Source organism: Murimonas intestini (assembly GCF_024622195.1).
In the GTDB taxonomy this organism is placed as follows: Bacteria; Bacillota; Clostridia; order Lachnospirales; family Lachnospiraceae; genus Murimonas; species Murimonas intestini.
Window position 1 is genome coordinate 107,885 of the sequence record NZ_JANKBI010000002.1, and the last position, 19,978, is coordinate 127,862.

Annotated in this window: 24 protein-coding genes; 18 read left to right on the plus strand and 6 right to left on the minus strand. The window is 44.7% G+C overall.

All coding sequences use genetic code 11. The annotated features are described in order from the left end of the window. From NSB28_RS04510 to NSB28_RS04560, 11 genes are all read left to right on the plus strand, one after another. Window positions 1–756: an ABC transporter ATP-binding protein gene (locus NSB28_RS04510; RefSeq protein WP_109625377.1), complete on the plus strand. Its 756-nt coding sequence runs from the start codon at window positions 1–3 to the stop codon at window positions 754–756. Beyond that, entirely contained in the window at window positions 753–1,484 is a 732-nt protein-coding gene (locus tag NSB28_RS04515; protein WP_109625378.1) for an ABC transporter permease, read from the plus strand. The genes NSB28_RS04510 and NSB28_RS04515 overlap by 4 nt, the downstream gene beginning before the upstream one ends. Then, entirely contained in the window at window positions 1,481–2,251 is a 771-nt protein-coding gene (locus NSB28_RS04520; RefSeq protein ID WP_109625379.1) for an ABC transporter permease, read from the plus strand. Before NSB28_RS04515 ends, NSB28_RS04520 begins: the two co-directional genes overlap by 4 nt. Window positions 2,252–2,256: 5 nt before the next feature. Beyond that, the gene (locus NSB28_RS04525) at window positions 2,257–2,541 is read left to right on the plus strand and encodes a hypothetical protein (RefSeq protein WP_109625380.1); all 285 of its coding nucleotides are present in this window, start codon (window positions 2,257–2,259) and stop codon (window positions 2,539–2,541) included. Between the two features lie 120 nt (window positions 2,542–2,661). Next, window positions 2,662–3,468: a response regulator transcription factor gene (locus NSB28_RS04530; protein ID WP_109625381.1), complete on the plus strand. Its 807-nt coding sequence runs from the start codon at window positions 2,662–2,664 to the stop codon at window positions 3,466–3,468. A gap of 208 nt (window positions 3,469–3,676) precedes the next feature. After that, window positions 3,677–4,603: an ABC transporter ATP-binding protein gene (locus NSB28_RS04535; protein WP_109625382.1), complete on the plus strand. Its 927-nt coding sequence runs from the start codon at window positions 3,677–3,679 to the stop codon at window positions 4,601–4,603. Continuing rightward, on the plus strand, window positions 4,597–5,376 hold the full coding sequence (locus tag NSB28_RS04540; RefSeq protein ID WP_109625383.1) for an ABC transporter permease: 780 nt from the start codon (window positions 4,597–4,599) through the stop codon (window positions 5,374–5,376). The genes NSB28_RS04535 and NSB28_RS04540 overlap by 7 nt, the downstream gene beginning before the upstream one ends. Before the next feature lie 2 nt (window positions 5,377–5,378). Further along, window positions 5,379–6,326 (plus strand): sensor histidine kinase, encoded by a 948-nt coding sequence (locus NSB28_RS04545; RefSeq protein WP_109625384.1) that lies wholly within the window; start codon window positions 5,379–5,381, stop codon window positions 6,324–6,326. Window positions 6,327–6,578: 252 nt separating this feature from the next. Further along, on the plus strand, window positions 6,579–7,004 hold the full coding sequence (locus tag NSB28_RS04550) for a hypothetical protein (protein WP_109625385.1): 426 nt from the start codon (window positions 6,579–6,581) through the stop codon (window positions 7,002–7,004). Window positions 7,005–7,061: 57 nt separating this feature from the next. Beyond that, window positions 7,062–7,421: a YccF domain-containing protein gene (locus tag NSB28_RS04555; RefSeq protein ID WP_109625386.1), complete on the plus strand. Its 360-nt coding sequence runs from the start codon at window positions 7,062–7,064 to the stop codon at window positions 7,419–7,421. A 61-nt stretch (window positions 7,422–7,482) separates the two neighbouring features. Further along, window positions 7,483–8,055, plus strand: coding sequence for a DUF6434 domain-containing protein (locus NSB28_RS04560; RefSeq protein ID WP_109625387.1), 573 nt, complete (start codon window positions 7,483–7,485; stop codon window positions 8,053–8,055). Between the two features lie 112 nt (window positions 8,056–8,167). Here the strand turns inward: NSB28_RS04560 and NSB28_RS04565 are convergent, their stop codons facing one another. The 6 genes from NSB28_RS04565 to NSB28_RS04590 form a co-directional block, all read right to left on the minus strand. Continuing rightward, window positions 8,168–8,866, minus strand: a complete 699-nt coding sequence (locus NSB28_RS04565; protein WP_109625388.1) for an ABC transporter ATP-binding protein — start codon at window positions 8,864–8,866, stop codon at window positions 8,168–8,170. Window positions 8,867–8,886: 20 nt separating this feature from the next. After that, complete coding sequence (locus NSB28_RS04570) at window positions 8,887–10,377, minus strand: hypothetical protein (RefSeq protein WP_109625389.1); 1,491 nt, start codon at window positions 10,375–10,377, stop codon at window positions 8,887–8,889. A 9-nt stretch (window positions 10,378–10,386) separates the two neighbouring features. Next, complete coding sequence (locus NSB28_RS04575) at window positions 10,387–11,157, minus strand: hypothetical protein (RefSeq protein WP_109625688.1); 771 nt, start codon at window positions 11,155–11,157, stop codon at window positions 10,387–10,389. 146 nt (window positions 11,158–11,303) lie between these two features. Further along, entirely contained in the window at window positions 11,304–12,626 is a 1,323-nt protein-coding gene (locus tag NSB28_RS04580) for a sensor histidine kinase (RefSeq protein WP_257497453.1), read from the minus strand. After that, window positions 12,611–13,342 carry a LytR/AlgR family response regulator transcription factor gene (locus NSB28_RS04585; RefSeq protein WP_109625391.1) on the minus strand — a complete coding sequence of 244 codons (732 nt, stop codon included), beginning with the start codon at window positions 13,340–13,342 and terminating at the stop codon, window positions 12,611–12,613. The genes NSB28_RS04580 and NSB28_RS04585 overlap by 16 nt, the downstream gene beginning before the upstream one ends. 114 nt (window positions 13,343–13,456) lie before the next feature. After that, on the minus strand, window positions 13,457–14,038 hold the full coding sequence (locus tag NSB28_RS04590) for a LysE family transporter (protein WP_109625392.1): 582 nt from the start codon (window positions 14,036–14,038) through the stop codon (window positions 13,457–13,459). 139 nt (window positions 14,039–14,177) lie between these two features. Here NSB28_RS04590 and NSB28_RS04595 point away from each other — a divergent pair, with 139 nt between their 5' ends. The 7 genes from NSB28_RS04595 to NSB28_RS04625 all read left to right on the plus strand — a co-directional run bounded on the left by NSB28_RS04595 (window position 14,178) and on the right by NSB28_RS04625 (window position 19,963). Further along, window positions 14,178–14,720 (plus strand): helix-turn-helix domain-containing protein, encoded by a 543-nt coding sequence (locus NSB28_RS04595; RefSeq protein WP_330581476.1) that lies wholly within the window; start codon window positions 14,178–14,180, stop codon window positions 14,718–14,720. 125 nt (window positions 14,721–14,845) lie between these two features. Further along, a complete protein-coding gene (locus NSB28_RS04600; protein ID WP_109625394.1) occupies window positions 14,846–15,670 on the plus strand; it encodes a pentapeptide repeat-containing protein in 825 nt (274 codons plus the stop codon). A 73-nt stretch (window positions 15,671–15,743) separates the two neighbouring features. Further along, window positions 15,744–16,397: a hypothetical protein gene (locus NSB28_RS04605; RefSeq protein WP_109625395.1), complete on the plus strand. Its 654-nt coding sequence runs from the start codon at window positions 15,744–15,746 to the stop codon at window positions 16,395–16,397. A gap of 326 nt (window positions 16,398–16,723) precedes the next feature. Then, a complete protein-coding gene (locus NSB28_RS04610) occupies window positions 16,724–17,197 on the plus strand; it encodes an RNA polymerase sigma factor (protein WP_109625396.1) in 474 nt (157 codons plus the stop codon). Further along, window positions 17,194–17,919 (plus strand): hypothetical protein, encoded by a 726-nt coding sequence (locus NSB28_RS04615; protein WP_109625397.1) that lies wholly within the window; start codon window positions 17,194–17,196, stop codon window positions 17,917–17,919. The genes NSB28_RS04610 and NSB28_RS04615 overlap by 4 nt, the downstream gene beginning before the upstream one ends. Then, complete coding sequence (locus NSB28_RS04620; protein WP_109625398.1) at window positions 17,904–18,776, plus strand: ABC transporter ATP-binding protein; 873 nt, start codon at window positions 17,904–17,906, stop codon at window positions 18,774–18,776. The genes NSB28_RS04615 and NSB28_RS04620 overlap by 16 nt, the downstream gene beginning before the upstream one ends. Beyond that, window positions 18,773–19,963: a hypothetical protein gene (locus NSB28_RS04625; protein WP_109625399.1), complete on the plus strand. Its 1,191-nt coding sequence runs from the start codon at window positions 18,773–18,775 to the stop codon at window positions 19,961–19,963. The genes NSB28_RS04620 and NSB28_RS04625 overlap by 4 nt, the downstream gene beginning before the upstream one ends. The last annotated feature ends 15 nt before the right edge of the window (window positions 19,964–19,978 follow it).

Below are 19,978 nucleotides of genomic sequence, written 5' to 3' on the forward strand. Positions count from 1 at the left end.
ATGAATGTAATAGAGACATATAATCTGACCAAAAGATACAAAGATTTTACAGCAGTGTCGAATTTGAGCCTCAGTATTCCAAAAGGAACTGTATACGGCTTTCTGGGGCCGAATGGGGCAGGTAAATCTACCACAATGAAGATGCTTCTGGGGCTGACAAGGCAGACAGAGGGAGAATTTATGGTGGATGGAAAGACTTACCCCAAAGAACGTATGCAAATATTAAAAGAGATAGGTTCGTTCATCGAGGCGCCTGCATTTTACGGGAATCTGAGCGGAGAGGAGAATTTGGATATCATCCGCAGAATCCTGGGGCTTCCCAGATCAAGCGTAGATGATGCATTTGAGCTGGCAGGACTGACACAGCATAAGAAAAGGCTGGCCAGAAAGTATTCTCTGGGGATGAAACAGAGATTGGGGCTGGCCGGGGCATTGATCGGCAGGCCGCCTATACTGATACTGGATGAGCCGACTAACGGCCTGGACCCTGTGGGGATACATGAGATCCGGACATTGATCCGTTCCCTGCCGGAAAAATACAACTGTACCGTGCTGGTATCCTCACATCTGCTGTCGGAGGTGGAGCTGATGGCAGATGAGGTGGGAATATTAAATCATGGAAGGCTCCTGTTTGAAGGGCCGTTGGAAGAGTTACGGCGTGATGCTGCCTCCAGGGGATATACCTCAGATAATCTGGAAGAAACTTTTCTGAGGATGATAGAGGAGGATAACGAGAGGAGTGAAGGAAAAATATGAGCATAGCAATGGAATGCAGAAAACTGAAGAGGACAGGGTTTCTGCCTGCTGTTCTGGGAGTTGGGCTGCTCTCAGCAATGATACCTGTGGTAAATATGGCCGTGAGGACAGAGCTGTATGTTGGCAGGCAGGAACCGCCTTTGCAGATCCTTATGGAAGCAAACTGGCAGATGATGGCCATGCTGAACATATTTTTGATCATTCTGGCAGCCTGCGTCTTGTATCATACAGAATTCGCCGATAATGCAGTTCAGAAGATGGATACACTGCCGCTGAATCCCGGAAGCATTTTTATAAGTAAGGCCATCATCCTGGCAGCCGCAGCTGCCATTTTAACTGTTTTGGAGTCAGCAGGTTTTGCAGCCTGTATTTTCAAATGGTTTGGCCTGCCGGAAGGCTGCTGGCTGGAGCTGGCAAAAAATATGGGGTATTCATTGGCTTTTACCCTGCCTGCAGTCATCCTGATGCTGGCCATAGGATCTGCCTGCAGGAACATGTGGATATCCCTGGGAATCGGGGTTGCCGGTTTATTTGTGGTAATAATTATTCCTCCTGATATGCTTGCTAAATCAGGTCTTTACATGTTTCCTTTTGCACTGCCGTTCCAGCTGATTTGGGATGCTGATGGGCCGGGTGCTCTTAATCTGTTATATGCTGCCGGAGCAGAGGTACTGATATTTGTGGGGGCGGAAGCACTCTATCTGAAGGTCAGGAGGTATTTTGTATGAGCTTTTTTTCACTTGTCGGCATGGAATTTAAGAAAATACGCCGTTCTAAAATAATCTGGGTTTTACTGCTCCCTGTTATACTGCTGTGGATTCCCCCTGTGTTGAATGCTGATATAAATTTTACTATGCAGACGGAGGGTATATCCCCGGAAAATAATTTTTTTATACAGAGTTTTATGGGGTTCTCATGGTTCATGTTTCCGGCGGGTATGGTCATCTGTACAGTCATGCTGAACCAGACAGAGCGCAGCAACAAAGGAATCCTGAAGATGCTTGCGCTGCCTGTGAGTCCGGCAAAACTGGCGCTTGCAAAGTTTTTCGTACTGCTGGCACTGGCAGCTGTACAGATGGCCTTCATGGCCGCGCTGTATTTCCCCAGTGCAGCGGCAGCTTCCAGCCTTCAGGACTATGATTTTATGTTGAGCCCTCTGGAGATAATTAGGGAGACAGTCGTGATATATCTGGCATCAATACCTATGGCCTCCGTATTCTGGCTGCTGGCTGTCTGCATTGAGACTCCTGTATTCTCTGTTGGAATAGGGCTGGCATCCATTGTGCCCTCGGTGCTTATGCTGAATACGAAAGCCTGGTTTTTATATCCTATGACGTATCCGTTTTTTCTGGTCACATCTAAAATGCATGAACTGGCCTCAAACATGGGGGAATTTACGGTAGATATTGTACCCTGGGTCTGGGCGGCAGCCATAATTACGATCCTGTGTCTGGCAGGAGCCTGTTTCCGTTTCGGACAGGCAGAAAGGAGATAAATATTATGAAAGAAAAAATTATCACAGCAGTCAGTTCAGTCCTCATCTTTATTCCATGGACGATCCTGATCCTCAGAACAAATAAGTGGGCGCTGGAGAGTCCGGCAGCAGAAATACTGATCTTTTCCTACGCAGGATTTATGATAGCCAGTGCTGCCTTTGTTATCTGGGGATATATAAAAGAAAAAGTACAGAACACACTGATGAAAGGCTGCCTTGTTATTAATTGCCTTTATGGGGTGGGAGGAGCGGCAGCTATTATCATGATGCTGGTCCAGAAGCTGGTATAAATGCGCATTGTGTTTCCGGCGTCCCCGGGACACGGGCTATCAGCAGCCGGCCGTAAGAAAATTATATTGCCATCCGCCGCACTTATCGTGTAGAATAGAAATCGATATAAGGAGGCGGCAATGATAAAGAATGGATTTGAAACAGCAGAGAGTGAAAGCAGGACACCGGACGGGAACGGATGTCATGCCGAGTATCAGGATGGATATGAAATATTAGTGGTTGAGGATGACGCTGACATCAACCAGCTTTTGTGTAAAATATTAAAAAAGGCAGGCTATGCAGCCACGCAGGCTTTTTCTGGTACAGAGGCCAGGCTGCTTCTGGGGATATCTGTTCCGGATATGCTTATACTGGATCTTATGCTTCCGGGTCTGACAGGAGAGAAATTGATAGAGCTGATACGGGGAGAAATGGGGCTGGACATACCTATTCTCGTGCTTTCAGCCAAGGCAGGACTGGAAAGCAGGGTAGAGGCATTAAAAAGCGGGGCTGATGATTATCTTTTAAAGCCGTTTGAGCCGGAAGAACTGCTGGCACGTGTATATGCGGTTCTCAGGCGCTGCCGGGGACAGCACGGCTCTGATACGGAGATACAGCCGGAAGGGCAGGGGGCCGGAAAGAAGGGCTTAAAGGAATTGTCTTATAAAAAGCTAAGTCTTTTTCCTGAGGCAAGGCGTGCTGTTATAGGTGAGAGAGAACTGCCGCTGACGGCCCATGAGTTCGATATCCTGGAATTGCTCATCTCACAGCCGGAGAAGGTATATTCCAGGGAAAATCTCTATGAGCAGGTCTGGAAAGGCGGCTATTATGGTGAAGATAATACTGTTAATATGCATGTGAGTAATCTGAGGAAAAAGCTCTTGGCAGCGGATCCGGGGGAAGAGTATATAAGGACCGTGTGGGGGATAGGATTTAAAATGGCATAGACTGTATTTGCCGGGGCAGGAGCTGGCCGGATATCTTTATGATTTCTTTAAACTTTCTTGAGTACTTATTTAGATGGGAATGGCTATAATGAATCTGTCATTGAGAGATGACATGATGTTGGGGCAAAAGGTCTTTTAATCCTGGCATCATGTCATTTAATATAAGGAGGAAAAAGGGCGGCCGTTTTCTGAGGCTGCAGAAAAGGAAATGAAAGAATATGTAATTGAAGCCAGGGACTTAAAAAAGTCATATGGGGATGTATGTGCTCTTCAGGGGATAGACATAACCGTTGGACGGGGTGAGATCTATGGTCTCATAGGGGACAATGGGGCAGGCAAGACGACATTTTTGAAACTGCTGACAGGGCAGGTATGGCCGGACGGCGGAGAGTTGAGGATGTTTGGAGCATTTCAGCCAAAAGATCTGGAAAGACAGAGAAAACGCACAGGGGCAATCGTCGAAGCTGCGGGCTTCTATCCAAGGCTTACAGTGGAACAGAATCTGGAGTATTACAGGATCCAGCGGGGAATACCCGGGAAGGGGCGGATGAAGGAGGCTCTTAAAACAGTGGGACTATTGGATCAGAAAAGATCCAGAGGAGGGAATCTGTCCATGGGAATGAAGCAGCGTCTCGGACTTGCAATAGCACTGCTGGGAGAGCCGGAGCTTCTTATACTGGACGAACCTATCAATGGACTTGATCCCAGCGGTATTATCGAAATGAGGAATCTGCTGCTGAAGCTCTCCAGAGAGAAGAATATAACCATTATCCTTTCCAGCCATATCTTATCCGAGTTGGAGCAGACGGCAAATGTATTCGGCTTTCTAAGCAGAGGGTATCTGCTTGAACAGGTCTCAGCCAGTGAACTAAAGGAGAGGTGTTCGGCCTATATCAGCATCGCTGTGTCCGAGCCTGGGAAATATACAGCATTTCTTGAGAAGGAACTGAAAGAGACAGGATACCAGGTGATGCCTGATGGAGCTGTCCGTATCTGCTGTCCGACATGGGATATTCAGGAATACAGTGCGCTGGCCAGCCGTCATGGGATAGACGTGTACGGCCTGGAAAAGAAGCAGGAGGCTTTAGAGGATTATTATATGAATCTGAAGAACAGGGGGAAACTGGCATGCTGAATTATATTAAAAGTGAATTATACAGGATAGCTCATGGCAGAGAAATCTATCTGGTAACGGCTGCTCTGGCCGGACTGACGCTGCTGATGAATCTGGTATTGTTTATTTTTGACAGAGCTACTCCGGATTTTCCGTATGCTACAGTCCAGTTTTCAATGAATACACTTATAAGCAGCCTTCCCGCCATGTTTCTTGTCTCACTTGTAATGGTAAATTTTTTATTCGGGGAGGAATACAGGAACGGGACGCTGAAAAACCTTGTATCCTTTGGAATACCAAGGATAGTGTTTTTTGTTGGAAAATGTACAGTGTGCCTGATCTGCCTGGCAGCCTGTCTGGCCGTTGTTCTGCCTGTCTATATAGGAAGCGCTTACCTGCTGCTGCATGAACCTGGTTTTCTTTCTGTATCAGTGATGCTTAGAGGAGTTGCCGCTAATATTCCGGCCTCCGCTGCTTCAGCCGTCCTGGCGGTGACATTGCTCTGTCTTCTAAAGAAGGAGATAAATGTGGTCATCTGGTGGATGGCGATCATGTGGGGGATTCCCACAGCCAGTTTTTTTATTGGTCTGAAAGTTGATATAGTGGAAAAGATATCAGAGTGGATGCCCTGGAATTATCTGCAGTATGAGGTGGCGGCAAATATGAGCGGGGTATACAAATGTCTCTGGGAGACACCTTCAGGCCTGGCTAAATGTATCATTGCGGGTCTGGCGGGAATTATTATATTTACAGCTGCGGGAATTGCAGGTTTTAGAAAAAAAGAGATTCAGTGAGAATGAGCCGGGGAGGGGAGCAGAAGATGCTTTATGGGATACTGGCAGCAGTAAGTCTGGCAGCTCTGTGGATAAGTGTCCGCTATATTGGGCTGAGAAAGGCGATCCGTAATTCAGACAGGGAGCTTCAGGAGATAACAGAAGACCTGGAGCAGAACAGGATAGTTAAGATGTCAGTGCCCTGCCGGGAACTGGAGGGCCTGCTTATTACTGTGAATGAAGCCCTGGAAGGCATCCGCAGGCAGAAAGTGGCCTATGAGGACAGGGAGGCAAAGCTTCAGAGGCAGATAGAGAACATCAGCCATGATCTGCGCACTCCTCTTACAGCAATTATAGGATATCTGGATCTGATAAATACAGAAACACTTGGTGAAGATGATGCGCAGTCGTTTGAGACAGTAAGAAAAAGAGCAGGAATGCTTCAGCGCCTTGTATCCCAGTTCTATGATCTGGCAAGACTGGAAGCAGGTGATTACAACTTAGACATGCAGGAGGCAGATATAGGCAAGATGCTTCGCGAGGAGCTGCTGGACAGTTTTGGTGATATGGAGCAGAAAGGTATCCAGGTGGAGGTAGAGATACCTGAGAGACCTGTCATGATATGCTGCGATCAGGATGCCATGGGGAGGATCTTTCTGAATCTGATCCAGAATGCCGGCAGATATGCTGCCAGCACTTTGAAGGTAGCTGTGGATGTCCATGATAAAATAACAATGATCTCGTTTGAAAATGATGTAAAGGAAATGAAACATGAGGAAGCAAACAGGCTTTTTGACAGATTCTATACTGCTGACCCGGCGAGGGGACAGGGAGGAACAGGACTTGGGCTTACCATTTCCAGGCATCTGACAGAGTCTATGGGAGGAATCATGGATGCAAAGCTTACAGAAGAAGACGGAAGAGAGTGGCTTAAGATCGTAAGTTGTTACTGTTCACTCCGTGACCAGTAACCGTAAGTTCTTTCAAATCTATTTGACAGGAGAGCTCTTTTGTGATATATTCTTAACAAGCAATTGAAAGGGAGTAGCTGAACATCCAGAGATGGATGGGTTTGAAATCGTCAACCGATGCCGTATGGCATCCGTATCAAATGAGATAGCAAGACTTTTATTGTGGCAGATGTCATAATAATGGTCTTTTTTTGTATACTAAATTAACCCTGTGATATCTGTCATACACTTGCTGAAGAAAGAGAGGATATCATGAGTAAAGGGTTAGAAAGAAAAGAAATTATGGAGGCCATATGGGCCGGAGAAGCAGCGCTGATCAGTCTGACAGAGGCCGGGGAAAGGCTGGGAAGTGCCAGAAACTGGGGTATATTTGATATGCTGGGAGGTGGCTTCATCACGGATTTTGTAAAGCATTCCAGAATGAATGATGCTGCCAGATGCATGGAAGAAGCCAGGAGGAATCTGAGGATTTTCCAGCGGGAATTGAAGGATATACAGGTTCCGATGGAATTTAGTATAGAAGTGAACGGTTTCCTTTCATTTGCTGATTTCTTTTTTGATGGCCTGGTGGCTGATTATCTGGTGCAGACAAAGATCAATGAGGCCCGAGAACAGGTGGAGGATGCTAAAATGCATGTCAGCCGCCTTTTAGAAAAACTGAAAACCATACATGAATAAAAGAGGCGTTTGCAGAAGAGGCAGGCGTTTCGGTGAACTGATGAAAGGAGAGTAACTATGGGTTGTCTTGGAAATTTATTGTGGTTTATTTTTGGAGGAGCATTGAGCGGACTGAGCTGGTGCCTTGCTGGATGTCTCTGGTGTATAACAATCGTTGGTATCCCTGTGGGGGTACAGTGTTTTAAGCTGGCAGGTTTGAGTTTTTTCCCATTTGGCAAGGAAGTGCGTTACGGCGGAGGCGCCGGATCATTTTTGCTCAATATTGTCTGGCTGCTGTTATCAGGTCTTGTCCTGGCAGTAGAACACGCCATTTTTGGCATTGTACTCTGTGTGACTGTAGTCGGAATACCTTTTGGGCTGCAGCAGTTCAAGCTTGCTAAGCTTGCTCTGATGCCATTTGGGGCTGAGGTGTATTAAATTCAAGCCATGGAGCGGGATGCAGTACTGGATAGCATAACAAAATCAGGAGGAATAAGAAATGAAAGACAGACCTGTATTAGATAAAAAGCTGGATAGCAAAACATTTCGGGAGTTTTACTATTTAAAGGAAGAACTAGTGGATTTTTGCAGAAAAAACGGATTGCCCGCTTCAGGAGGGAAGATAGAAATCACGGACAGGATTGCTTACTTTCTTGATACAGGAAAAGCGATGCCGGTTTCGGCTGTACGGAAAAAAGTTTCGGCTATGGGGGAAATTGATGAGGATACAGAAATAGAACCGGACTTTGTCTGCAGTGAAAGGCATCGGGCTTTTTTTAAAGAGCACATTGGGGAGAGCTTTTCTTTTAATGTGGCATTTCAAAAGTGGCTAAAGAACAATACAGGAAAAACCTACAGACAGGCGATTGAAAGCTATTATCAGATCTTGGAAGATAAGAAAAAGGGTAAAACTGTTATAGATAAACAATTTGAATATAATACATATATTCGTGACTTTTTCGCGGATAATAAGGGAAAATCATTGGACCAGGCAATTAAGTGCTGGAATTATAAAAAACAGCTGCAGGGACATAATCGATATGAAAAGTCGGACCTGGCAGCATTGGAATGACAAGTTGGGATACCTGGGGTGGGGAATATTAAGAATGAGACCGTGGGGAAATACTGCATAATCTGAAAAAGGAGATGCTCCTATGGGAACATCTCCGCCGAAGGTACTCTTTTTAGGGATTATAATGGTCAAAATCTGTGATTTCCCGGTATCGGGCAGCGATGGCATCCGTGATGGGAATCAGCCGGCAGTCCTCAATGGTATAGATCTGGTCGCAGAGCTGCTCAATATCCTGAAAACGGTGAGAGGTCAGAAAAATAGTTTTCCCCTCTGCTTTTAACATACGGATAATGGCTTTGACATCCTCATAGGTTTTATAGTCCAAAGCGTTGAAGGGTTCGTCCAGAACCAGGATATCCTGGTTCTCCATAATTGCCTGTGCCAGTCCCAGTTTTTGTTTCATGCCCAGAGAATAGTTGTCTGTCTTCGTGGTATTATCAGGGTCAAGGCCCACCTTGACCATAGCGTCTCGGATTTCACGGTCACCGATTTTTCCCTGAATGTCAGCAAGAAATTTTAAATTACGGAACCCGCTGTAGATGCCGATAAATCCCGGCGAGTTAATAAATACCCCCATATTTTCAGGAAAATCCATGCCGCCTTCTCCAAGCTGTTTTCCCCGCACGAATACGTTTCCCGTGTCCGGCCTTTCAAATCCGCATAATATCTTGAATAATACTGACTTTCCGCTTCCGTTGGCGCCTATAAGCCCAACGGTTTTTCCTTGTTCCACGCACAGAGAAACATTTTTAATGATTTCATGTTTGCCGAAGCTTTTTGATATATTCTGAAGTTCAATATATGGTTTCACATTACATCCTCCTGATTCCATTATTTTTTATATCCATATTTTAATAACCATCCAAGCATAAGTACAAGTGCGAAGACCAGAATACCTATTGCAGTAAGGGCTGGAATTCCGGCTTCTGTTTCAAAAAGGCCGGTTCGGGCTGTGCAGGAAAGTCCCAGCGGGAGATAGGCGGTACACGATATGGGTATCACGCAGAGCAGATTTCCGGCAAGCAGCACCAGGAATCCCGCGGTGATCTGTCTGCACAGCAGGTATACGGCAAACATGATCAGGAACTGCAGCATGGTGTCAAGAAATTTCATAGTCAGGGCAAACAGCAGTATTTTTCCTGAAATTATGTGGATTCCTCCGCCAAAGACACAGGAACTTATGACTGCGCCCAGAAACCAAATGACAGTGTACAGAAAAAGGAATTGCCCGCAGACTGATAAGATACCACCCATCAGCTTTTTTCGGCTTTTTACGCGAGTCAGCAAAAAGAGAGATTTTCCGTTTACTGTCTGCTCTATAAATATCGCCAGTAAATAAAGAGGCGCGCCGTTTACGATCAGCATTTCAAGAAATGGAAGAATCTGAAAATAGCCTGTTCCATGTCCCGAAAATAAATAGTTTATCCATTCCTCATCCGGCATAGAACCGGAAATTCTCAATCTTTTGTACAGGATAACGACTGCGGCAGTAATACACAGGATAAGGAAATTCCTGGACGTCATGAGCTGCCGGCGGTAGTACGGTGCGATTCCGTGACATTTCTTCGGAAACGTGATATTGAAACCCCACCAAAAGCCCCTGACAGAAACCAGGATCACAGAAATCATTGCACATACCGTAAAGCAGGTGATCAGAAAACGATGTGGTGTACCTATGTTATGATGCAAAATCAACAGATGGTTTAACCCTGTAAAGGGCATATCCTGCAGGATTGGGGCTTTTATCCAAAGAGCTGCAAACAGGTATAGCACAATAATGATTTTGGCAACACATCTCCGCTTCCAAAAGTGACCCATCCAAAGGAAAAGCCCAAACACCATCCATGTTCCAAAGAATTGATAGACAGAGCAGAGGAGAAAGGCCTGCAGGGGAGATGAAAAGCAGTGCTGCAGGTATTCAAACAATTCCGCCTGTCCGCTGCTCCCCTTGATCGCCCACTGATTCCCGCCTAAAAGCCCAATGCCGGATGAGAGAACTGCCGCTGTCTGTACACAGAGCAGGACTGCGGCGATGACACCGAGGGCCAGCCATTTTTGGGAGAAATAGGCGTGGTAACTGCCAAACCTTGATATGGTAAGCGGGCTGTCATCCTCTATGAATGGAAAAACACTTAACAGCACAAGCGGCAGCATAAAGTAGGTCAGATAATAGTGGTCGGATACAGCGGATAGAAGGTGCTGTTCAAAGCTCAGGGGAGTGTTTACACGTTCACTGAGGGAGAAGACCAGACATCCGAGAAACAGCGCAAATGCCTTTCCGAATCCCCATATATGAACGTTTTTCCGTATCAGCGCTCTCATAATGGCCTCCTATACTGTGACAACGGTGTATTTCCTTACCTTTTTCAAGAAAAATACAGTGAGAAAAATTGCGGCAGCCAGCAATGCAGGCCCTGCAAAAAAGCTTCCGGCAGATACGGCATCACTTGAAATACAGGTTGGTTCAAAGGCCACAACCAGGCGGTACTGCGCCAACTGGAGAATGGAGAGTACGAAGTTTTCCAGCATAACATAGACAAAGGGCCCGGTCAGGATCACAAAAATGTTCTTTAAATACATAGAAAAGACAAACCCTAAACTCATGACCAGGATGCCAATAATTCCCTTCCAACAGGAGAGCAGAAGGGCATAGAGAAGAGGGTTTTGCGTAAAAGTATTTAGAAATACATGGTCAAATGCAGCGCTGCCGGCTGAAGCATTTAAGTGAACAGGGGGATTGATGTACAGCGCACATAAGGCGGAAAGCAGGTAGGGAACAAACAGGATAAAAAACGCACTTAAAGCGTAGACCAGCCATTTTGCACCCAGATATTTTTTCGCCGGTACGCGGGGCAGCACATATAGCATAAAATTGTTCCTTCGCTCGTAATACAGGTTCCAGCACAGGGGCATTACAACAAATAAAGGAAACAGCAGACTGAATATCTCAGTTCCGATTTCCCAGGCGTCCAGGCTGTACTGCAAAGTATAGCTTTTATATAGGGTAGTGGACAACACGCAGGCTGCTGTTGTCAAAAGAAATGCGGATGCAAGTACCGGCAGGCGGATTTTTTTCCACTCTGATTTTATAAGATTCCACATGGATTCCAGCTCCTTTCTGCAGCTTTTTTCTATCATAACACTACTTTTTCGTCGGTTCAATCCTCCGGAAACGAGAGAGGGCTTTAAGGGAACGAAAATAAGTTCATTCCCTTAAAGCCCTCATTGGTACCCGTAGGTATGTGACATTATGGCATCAGGACACCAAATACCACATAGTTTCGGCCATCAACAGATTCATTGCGTGTGATGATCCTGCCGTGGTAACGCTCCGTTATACGCATAAGATTGTACAGGCCGAAGCCATGCAGTGCAGAATCCTTTTTTGTTGTGGTCCCTTTGCGGAACAATTCCATAAATTCTGTATTTGACAGAGCTGCGGAAGGATTGGAAACCAGCAGTTCCGTATACTTTTCACACTGCCGGCTTTTGATATAGATCACATCTTTCCCGGAAGAAGCTTCAATTGCATTATCCAACAGGATTCCAAGGAGTTCGATCCATTCTGTTTCCGGTACTGATCCTTTTTTAAAGAGGGCATGAAGTTCCATCTCCATACGGACACCGGAGGCTTCGGCCTGCTTCATTTTGCCGAAAAGCATTCCAGCAATGATCTTGCTGTCGCATAATAACAGCTCCTGGTCATTTGGATTTATGCCGAGACCTTGGGTGAGCAGATATATATTTTCCTTTGCTTCTTCCAGTGTGTTTGCGGAATCAATGGCTGTTTCAATGGCAAGCAGACGGTTATTAAATTCATGCTGTCTTGCCCGGACCTGAGAGATCAATTCTTCTACGATTGGTACATACTGCTCTATCATGTGGATATGTCTGCGCTCCTGTGCTCTGCGCTGGTCGAAAATAAGCAAGATGCTGTCTGCCGTTAGAAGGATCAAAAGAAGAGCAGCGGTTATTCCCATGTGTGCCGAAAAAGCTGTGACATCAAAGGAAAAAACAGTGAGTGTCATGATCATGAAAATGGCAATACTTGCAGAAATAAGCCGGACAGTGAAGCTGCCTGATCGGAGCGCGCGCTGTAACCAGGAGAAAACCGGGGTAAAGAGTAATATAAAAATAAATAGAAGAGACCCAATGCGGCTTCCCATAGAAAGCAGAGGGCCGTCTGCTCCCAAAAGGGCAAAAAAGGCTACATTTATGCTGCGCACAGACAGGTAAACAGAGAAAGCTGTCATGGTTCCACAAAAAACGAAGCCGTTATCCTCTGCGCCATAGAATAAGCTGTTAAGTAAGAGTACGCCAAGCATGAGAAACAGTAATATCACGGTACTGTCTGCAGGAGCCAGTTCAAAGCCTGATAAAGGAAATAGGATATGGAATTCGTTCCCTGCTGTGATTACGGACCTGGATGCCATGCAGAGCACCAGAAGGACAGGAAAGAGAAAGAAGTCTTTCATTTTTGCCGTATTCCGTGTGCGGAAAACAGACTCACAGCAGAGGGTAAGCATAGCGGCATCCAGACAAAGCTGCAGAACGATTATGATGGTTTCCATGATCCCTCCCATAATACAGACTGATATTTATTTCCGATGGGGATCGTTTCGGGAAAGTGCCTTAGTATAATTTCCCGTTTGGTCTTGTCTATTTTCTGGATGTATGCGGTATTTACCACATAACTTCTATGACACTGGACAAAGAAGGGATCCTCCAGGAGCGACAATATTCCGGCCAGTGTGTAACCGGAAATAGTGTCGGATTTTATTCCAAGCGAGGGGCTGTTGGTGTGGATAATAACCTTTTTTCCAAATGCTTCTATATAAGCAATCTCCGGCACACGGTATTCCAGGATGAACTGCTTCTGCTGAAGCCGAATGGTTTTTGCAGAAGGGCTGATCCGGTCAGACAGTCCCAGGGCATCACAAAAGACAGACTGAAACTCAGTCTCATGAAAAGGCTTTATAAGGAATCCGTAACATTTCACATCCCGGTATGCAGACAATTCTTCCCCGGCTAAGGCAGTTTCAAAAATAATGGGTGTATATTTGTATTCCGGCAGTTCCCGAAGCTGTTTTGCAAGATGGGTTCCTTTATAATCTTCCAACTGTATATCAATGATGAATAAAGTGACGGGGTTGGACCTGGCGTATCCCAGCGCTTCCCCTGCTTCGGAAAACGCAGTAACGTCTAAGTCAGCCGAAATATTTTTAATGTACTGCCGTATACGTTTGACAGCAGATTCATTGTCTTCAACTAATAATATTTTCTTCATCTGCTTAATCCCTTCTCAGGCTTTGGAGTATTAATATTATTATTTAATATACTTTGTTTCTTGGGAGAAATCAAGAAATATAGTGGTAACAAAGGAAAACGGCGTTATGTATCTTTAAAGGAACAAAGAAATGGCGCAGTAAACAAGCAAAAGAGCCATAATCATATTTACCGTTTTTGTGTGTTTAGAGAAGAATTTACAAAATGCCGATCCGAACAACGCCCACACAAAAGAACCGGAGGCGCCTATTAAAGATAATATAACAGTAAACCCTGCTAATGCCGAAACGGAATGACAGACCGGCAGGATATAAAGTGACATAGCAGTAATTGCATATATGTAAATTTTAGGATTGGCAAACTGCAATACCATGCCGGAAATGAAGCTGGCCTCTTTGCCTCCGCCTGCATTTAATTCAGAAGAACTTTTCCAGACTTTCCACGCAAGGTACAGCATATAGGCAGCGCCTAATATCTGCATGACAATTTTTACTTTGGGGAGATACGAATAAAGCGTTGCACTAAAAGCGGTGCATGCAGACATAACTACTGTAAATCCGGCCAGTATGCCCAGATTAAAGCATACACTCCGCCGGAACCCCAACCGTATTGCGTTGCTCATGGAAAGCAGATTATTTGCACCTGGAGTATAAGCTGTAATAAAACAATAAATCAGAAAATCATATAAATGTAGCATAGCAGCCTCCTTTCTTCTTTACAAACTTAAATTGAAATTGTATAATAATACAAAATGGTTATTATATTGCACTAGTACGATATAATAATACAACTAGTGCAATATGATGTCAAGAGGAGGCGGAAAATTTTTGGATTCAATGAATATGATTGTCGCTAAAAATATTAAGCGGCTGCGTGAAGAGAATAAATTAAGCATGGATGAGCTTGCAAAGCTGAGCGGTGTCAGTAAGAGTATGCTTGCACAAATAGAACGCGGTGACGGGAATCCGACTATATCTACATTATGGAAAATCTCAAATGGAATGAAAGTACCATTTGATGCTTTAACCGTTCGCCCCAAGAGTCCCTATGAGATCGTAAAGACATCAGAAATTCAGCCTTTACTTGAAGATGGCGGGAAAGTAAAAAATTATTCCATTTTCCCGGATGATGAAAACCGAAGATTTGCAGTTTATTATCTGGAATTAGACGAGGGCAGTTATTGGGAATCTGAACCACACTTAAAGGGGACCACTGAATTTATCACAATCTTCACGGGGAAAATTGAGATTTATGCTGATGGGCAAAGCTTCGTGATCGGAAAGGGCGAGAGCATACGATTTAAAGCTGATACGGTTCATTCGTACAAAAATGCCGGCAATGGATCGGCAACCTTGCACATGATTCTTTTTAATCCCTGATAGTATCATTTGAAAATCAGTGTTTTGACACCTAAAAACACTGCCGGTGTTATATCCTTCAAGAAATGTTTCCATTTGTATGATAAGATGGTATTTATAGCAGAAGCAGAAGGGGCTAAAAATAAATGATGATACATGAAATAAATGATAAAATATGGGAACATATGAAGTCGGACTGTTCAAAATGTTCAGGATTGTGCTGTACTGCTCTGTTTTTTTCAAAAACAGACGGCTTTCCAAAAGATAAAGCATCAGGGCAGCCATGTATAAATTTATTAAAGGATTACCGGTGTAAAATACATTCGCAACTTGAAAAGCAGAAGATGAAAGGTTGTATTGGCTATGACTGCTTCGGTGCCGGGCAGCAGGTGACACAAGTTATTTATCAAGGTCAGACCTGGAATGATATACCAAACCAGTCAACAGAAATTTTTGACGTTTTTGTAATTGTGTTTAAGCTTTATCAGATCAGATATTATCTGATAGAAGCATCGTCACTTATTTCAGCGCAGCCACTTAAAAAATCCATTCAGTATTTGATTGAGGAAAATATAAAAATGTGCCATTACCGCCCTGATAGTATCTTATCTTTAGATTTAGAGGAATACAGGCACAGGGCGAATCAGAGTTTAAAGCAAGTGTGTAAGCTGCTTCAGCAAAGTATTCATAGTGAGAGTAAAAAAGTTCCAGCTAATTTTCTTGGAGGCAATTTCAGGGGACAGGACATGAGCGGAGCAGACCTTAGCACAAAACTTTTAATAGCTGCAAATTTTGAAAAGAGCCTATTTAAAGGAACAATATTTTTAGGAGCTGACACAAGAGACACTAACTTTAGTGATGCGGATTTAAGTGAAGCTGTATTTTTGACTCAAGGACAGGTTAATGCTGCAAAAGGAAACCGTAATACAAAATTACCCTATCAATTGGATTATCCGCCTACATGGAAGTAGAGAACAGATTCCGGGTGCAGAGGATAGATATGGGCATGGTAGAAAACAGATGACTGCCGGAGGAGAATATTGTATGAATAAAACCAGAGGGTGGAATTATATGTGTCTTGCATTGTATGCATTTGCAGGGCTGGGATTAGAAGCGCTTCTTGCATTTCTTATAGAACCCTTTTTGTACAGAAGTGCGATGAGTGAGTGGACCGTTTTACAAAATATTGTTCATTGGATCATAACATGTGTTCTTTGGGGAATTGTTATTATCCTTCTAATCAAACAGGCAAAACATAAATATGGTTTTGACGTATTTGCAAAAAGCGGGAAAATGAAACCCTGGCAGTGGGCCGTTGCCGTTGCATGTCTGATATTTACATTGTCAGTGTCATACATTGACTGGGGTGGGTTTAAAATTGTAAAAGAATTTTATTACAACGGGGTGCTTAAATTTATATTTCAATATATTTATTATGTTTTTGAAACAGGTTTATTTACCCTCATTATTGTCTTTGGACAAAAGGCATTTGAGAAGTGGTTTGGGAATTCCCAAATTCCATATGGCGGAATCGTGGTTGCGTTGACATGGGGGATGGGACATATACTGACAAAAGGGTCACTTTCCGCAGGATTATTAGCGGCGCTTAGCGGCTTTATATACGGGGTCACATATCTGCTGGCTAATAGAAATATTAAGAAAACATATCTGCTTTTATTTGTGATGTTTGTGCTTTGAACCAATACATAAGGTGCTGTCATTCCGATAAAAATCTATAGGATTTCATGGGCAGGCGATGACTGAGAATATCACAGGATACTTTGGAGATTTGGCATCAATATGATTATCACAGACTTTTTTAAATTTAATATATGGATTGATCGGGAGACATGATACGTCACCATTATAAGAGCGCAGCTGTGGGAAAAGCTCTGTTAATGTGATGCTGAGTGTGTCCCTTTTTTGACGTTCCTTCCCATATATTAAGGTTTTTTTCTGCTTTTTTCATCTCAGCGCACATTTTCCCTGCTCATCCGTTATACTTAGTGAAAGGAGGTTTCCAGATGGCCATCGATTTAGAAGAAGAATATGACAAGATATACCGGTACTGCTATTTTCACGTGAGGGAGCAGTATCTGGCGGAGGATATTACTCAGGAAACTTTCCTTCGCTATTTTAAAAGGGCGCCCCAGATAAACCATGGAAGCAGGACAGCCTATCTGTATACCATAGCCCGGAATCTGTGCACAGACTATTTCCGCCGAACGGGGACGGAGGAACTGACTGAGGAAAAAGCGGAGGCAGTGTCCGGGACGGAGAGGCCCATGGAGGGACTGGAAGACAGTATGGATCTGAAGGAAGCCCTTAAGACGCTGACGGTGGAACAGCAGGAGCTGCTGATGCTGCGCTATGCCCAGGAATTGAATGTGTCTGAGGCGGCCCGGATTCTTGGAATATCAAGATTTGCATTTTACCGCAGGGAAAAAGAAGCGCTTAAGGTATTAAAATTAAAACTGGAAGGAGGGGATGCTCAGTGAGACAACTGAAAAAAGAGTTAAAAAAAGCATTTGAGGCCCCGCAGCCGCAAAGAAAGGAAGAATTTCTGCGCCAGCACGGGAATGGGGGCGGCAGTCTCACGGGATTTCTGATGGTACAGCTGTCTTATATAGGAAAAGGCACCTGGGGGATGATGGCGCTAATATTTATCATCTCAATGCTGGCAGGCAGATGTATGTACTTTCAGGACGCCAGCCAGGCTCTGGGGATATTGGGAGCCATTATGCCCTTTTGGGCAGGATTATTTATGAGTGAAGGCCTGAAGTCTAAGAGAAACGGGATGGCGGAACTGGAGCTTTCATGCAGGCACAGCATACTTCAGGTGACTATGGCAAGATTTATCATACTGGGGATTGTGGAGCTGGCGGCACTGCTGGCAGTAGGGGCAGGAATAGGAAATGCCTGGCGGGCAGGGTTTGTGAGAGGGACTGTATATATTCTTGTGCCGTGGATGGCCACCAGCTTTTTGTCCCTGTGCCTGATCAAAAGATCAGGTCGGGAAAATGAAGCCTGGTATTGTCTTGGCGCTGCGGTTCTGGTGAGCATTACATTAATGTCCTGCGGAAACATTTGGAAAGAGATGTACAGCCCTGTGTTTTTCGGCTGCTGGCTGCTTCTCTTTGCACTTCTGCTGGCAGGGAACGGATATAAAATAAAATGGTTCAGACAACATATGGAGGATTATTTATGGAACTTGAATTAGACTGTATTAAGAAGCAGTTTAAAAATAAGATTGCCGTGGACAGGGTTTCTTTCAGGATGCGTCCTGGAATATACGGACTGCTGGGCGCAAACGGTGCAGGAAAGACAACATTGATGCGGATGATGGCGGGAATCTTAAGGCCTGATGAGGGGCGGATACATTTGGATGGAATTGATGTGTCTGAAGAAGCCTACAGGGATAAGCTTGGATATCTGCCCCAGGAGTTCGGTTACTATCCGAATTTTAAGACAGAGGATTTTATGATGTATCTGGCCTCGCTCAAGGGGCTTACAAAAACCAGGGCGAGAGCGGTGACACGGGAACTTCTGGAACTGGTGGGTTTGTCAGATGTATCAGAAAAGAAAATAAAGACATTTTCAGGGGGGATGAAGCAGAGGCTTGGCATCGCACAGGCCATGCTGAATAATCCCCGTCTGCTCATACTGGATGAACCCACGGCGGGCCTTGACCCAAAAGAGAGGGTTAAGTTCCGCAATATGATATCCAGGCTGGGAAGAGACAGGATAATCCTGCTCTCCACTCATATCGTATCCGACGTGGAATATATTGCGGATCAGATACTTATTATGAAGGACGGCAGGATACTGCACGCAGGAACCCTGAAGGAAATCCTGTCTGAGATAGAGGGAAGAGTCTGGGAATGTGTTGTCCCAAGAGAGGAGCTGACCCGCCTGGCTGAAGAATTTGCCGTCATTAATGTGAGAGAAGAGAAAGACGGGATATTCCTGCGGCTGGCGGGTGACAGGAAGCCTTACCCTGCGGCGTGGCCTGTTGAGGCTGCATTGGAGGATCTGTATCTGTTTTACTTCAGACAGGAAGGGGAGATGTACGTATGAGGATACTGGAATTAATGGGGTATGAATATAAAAAAATGTTTAACAGGAGGAGTTTCTGGCTGAATATTATAGCCGGATTTTTGCTCATGGGTACATCAGGGTTTTTGATGCTGACAGGTAAAGTTTACCTGGAGGGAGAGTTTGCCTATACACATATGGAATATATAAATGCTGAGAAGGAGGCGGGAAGTTCCATAAATGGGATCAGGCTGGATGAAAAGACTCTTACAGAGGCACAGAAGAAATGGAATGAGAGACAGAAGCTTGTGCCGGGGAAGGATATTACAAAGGATAATTTTCTGGAGATCCAGAGGGAGTATCTGCCTTATGTATTTATTTCCAGACTTGGACGGTGGGAGGAGGATGAACAGAATGCGCAGATGTTCTATGAAGACAGGGCAGAGAGGCAGATGGCTTTATGGAACAGCGGGAAGCTCAGCGACGAAGAGATAAAATATCTTAAGGAACAGGACAGCAGGATAGAGAGGCCGTGGAAATATGCGTATAATGATGCATATGGACAGTTTCAAAGCCTGAATTTTACAAATATCATGATTCTGTCAATCCTTATAGTTATTTGCCTGTCACCGGTCTTTGCGGAAGAGTATACCACACATGTAGATGCCCTGATGCTTTCGGCTAAAAACGGCAGGAAAAGAGTGATTACAGCTAAGATACTCACAGGCCTCAGCTTTGCGGCTGTACTATCCCTTACAGGATATCTTGCAATGCTGGCAGAGCAGGTCATTATCTACGGAAAAGGTGATCTGTCAGCGCCAATGCAGGTGATTCTGGAACTGGAGGACTATGCATATCCTTTTTCCACGGGTAAAATGCTTTTGATCACATTGGCATGCAGTGTACTTGCTTCTCTGCTTTCGGCTGTGATCGTGATGATGTGTTCAGCCAGGATGAAATCATCCTTCGGGCCTGCTGTGACGGGGATTCTGATGGCTTTTTTGCCGGTTTTCTCAGGAATCGTTCCGGAATCCTTCAGAGGAATCCATATGTTTGTGCAGGCATTTCCGGGAAACTTCGGCACCTACAAGTCCATATTCTCAAACCAGCTGATGGGAATTGGAAATCTGCTGTTTCCGGCATATATCTATGTGCCTGTCTTTTATGCAGCAGCGGCGGCTGTAATGATCGCTCTGGCAGCCAGGGGGTATTTAAGGAGGCAGTTATAAGAACATATTCCATTG

What these genes read in the sequence shown, in the direction of transcription:
- NSB28_RS04510 (WP_109625377.1), top strand. Translation starts at nt 1, where the DNA reads ATGAATGTAATAGAGACATATAATCTGACCAAAAGATACAAAGATTTT.
- NSB28_RS04515 (WP_109625378.1), top strand. Translation starts at nt 753, where the DNA reads ATGAGCATAGCAATGGAATGCAGAAAACTGAAGAGGACAGGGTTTCTG.
- NSB28_RS04520 (WP_109625379.1), top strand. Translation starts at nt 1,481, where the DNA reads ATGAGCTTTTTTTCACTTGTCGGCATGGAATTTAAGAAAATACGCCGT.
- NSB28_RS04525 (WP_109625380.1), top strand. Translation starts at nt 2,257, where the DNA reads ATGAAAGAAAAAATTATCACAGCAGTCAGTTCAGTCCTCATCTTTATT.
- NSB28_RS04530 (WP_109625381.1), top strand. Translation starts at nt 2,662, where the DNA reads ATGATAAAGAATGGATTTGAAACAGCAGAGAGTGAAAGCAGGACACCG.
- NSB28_RS04535 (WP_109625382.1), top strand. Translation starts at nt 3,677, where the DNA reads ATGAAAGAATATGTAATTGAAGCCAGGGACTTAAAAAAGTCATATGGG.
- NSB28_RS04540 (WP_109625383.1), top strand. Translation starts at nt 4,597, where the DNA reads ATGCTGAATTATATTAAAAGTGAATTATACAGGATAGCTCATGGCAGA.
- NSB28_RS04545 (WP_109625384.1), top strand. Translation starts at nt 5,379, where the DNA reads ATGAGCCGGGGAGGGGAGCAGAAGATGCTTTATGGGATACTGGCAGCA.
- NSB28_RS04550 (WP_109625385.1), top strand. Translation starts at nt 6,579, where the DNA reads ATGAGTAAAGGGTTAGAAAGAAAAGAAATTATGGAGGCCATATGGGCC.
- NSB28_RS04555 (WP_109625386.1), top strand. Translation starts at nt 7,062, where the DNA reads ATGGGTTGTCTTGGAAATTTATTGTGGTTTATTTTTGGAGGAGCATTG.
- NSB28_RS04560 (WP_109625387.1), top strand. Translation starts at nt 7,483, where the DNA reads ATGAAAGACAGACCTGTATTAGATAAAAAGCTGGATAGCAAAACATTT.
- NSB28_RS04570 (WP_109625389.1), bottom strand. Translation starts at nt 10,377, where the DNA reads ATGAGAGCGCTGATACGGAAAAACGTTCATATATGGGGATTCGGAAAG.
- NSB28_RS04575 (WP_109625688.1), bottom strand. Translation starts at nt 11,157, where the DNA reads ATGTGGAATCTTATAAAATCAGAGTGGAAAAAAATCCGCCTGCCGGTA.
- NSB28_RS04580 (WP_257497453.1), bottom strand. Translation starts at nt 12,626, where the DNA reads ATGGAAACCATCATAATCGTTCTGCAGCTTTGTCTGGATGCCGCTATG.
- NSB28_RS04585 (WP_109625391.1), bottom strand. Translation starts at nt 13,342, where the DNA reads ATGAAGAAAATATTATTAGTTGAAGACAATGAATCTGCTGTCAAACGT.
- NSB28_RS04590 (WP_109625392.1), bottom strand. Translation starts at nt 14,038, where the DNA reads ATGCTACATTTATATGATTTTCTGATTTATTGTTTTATTACAGCTTAT.
- NSB28_RS04595 (WP_330581476.1), top strand. Translation starts at nt 14,178, where the DNA reads ATGAATATGATTGTCGCTAAAAATATTAAGCGGCTGCGTGAAGAGAAT.
- NSB28_RS04600 (WP_109625394.1), top strand. Translation starts at nt 14,846, where the DNA reads ATGATGATACATGAAATAAATGATAAAATATGGGAACATATGAAGTCG.
- NSB28_RS04605 (WP_109625395.1), top strand. Translation starts at nt 15,744, where the DNA reads ATGAATAAAACCAGAGGGTGGAATTATATGTGTCTTGCATTGTATGCA.
- NSB28_RS04610 (WP_109625396.1), top strand. Translation starts at nt 16,724, where the DNA reads ATGGCCATCGATTTAGAAGAAGAATATGACAAGATATACCGGTACTGC.
- NSB28_RS04620 (WP_109625398.1), top strand. Translation starts at nt 17,904, where the DNA reads ATGGAACTTGAATTAGACTGTATTAAGAAGCAGTTTAAAAATAAGATT.
- NSB28_RS04625 (WP_109625399.1), top strand. Translation starts at nt 18,773, where the DNA reads ATGAGGATACTGGAATTAATGGGGTATGAATATAAAAAAATGTTTAAC.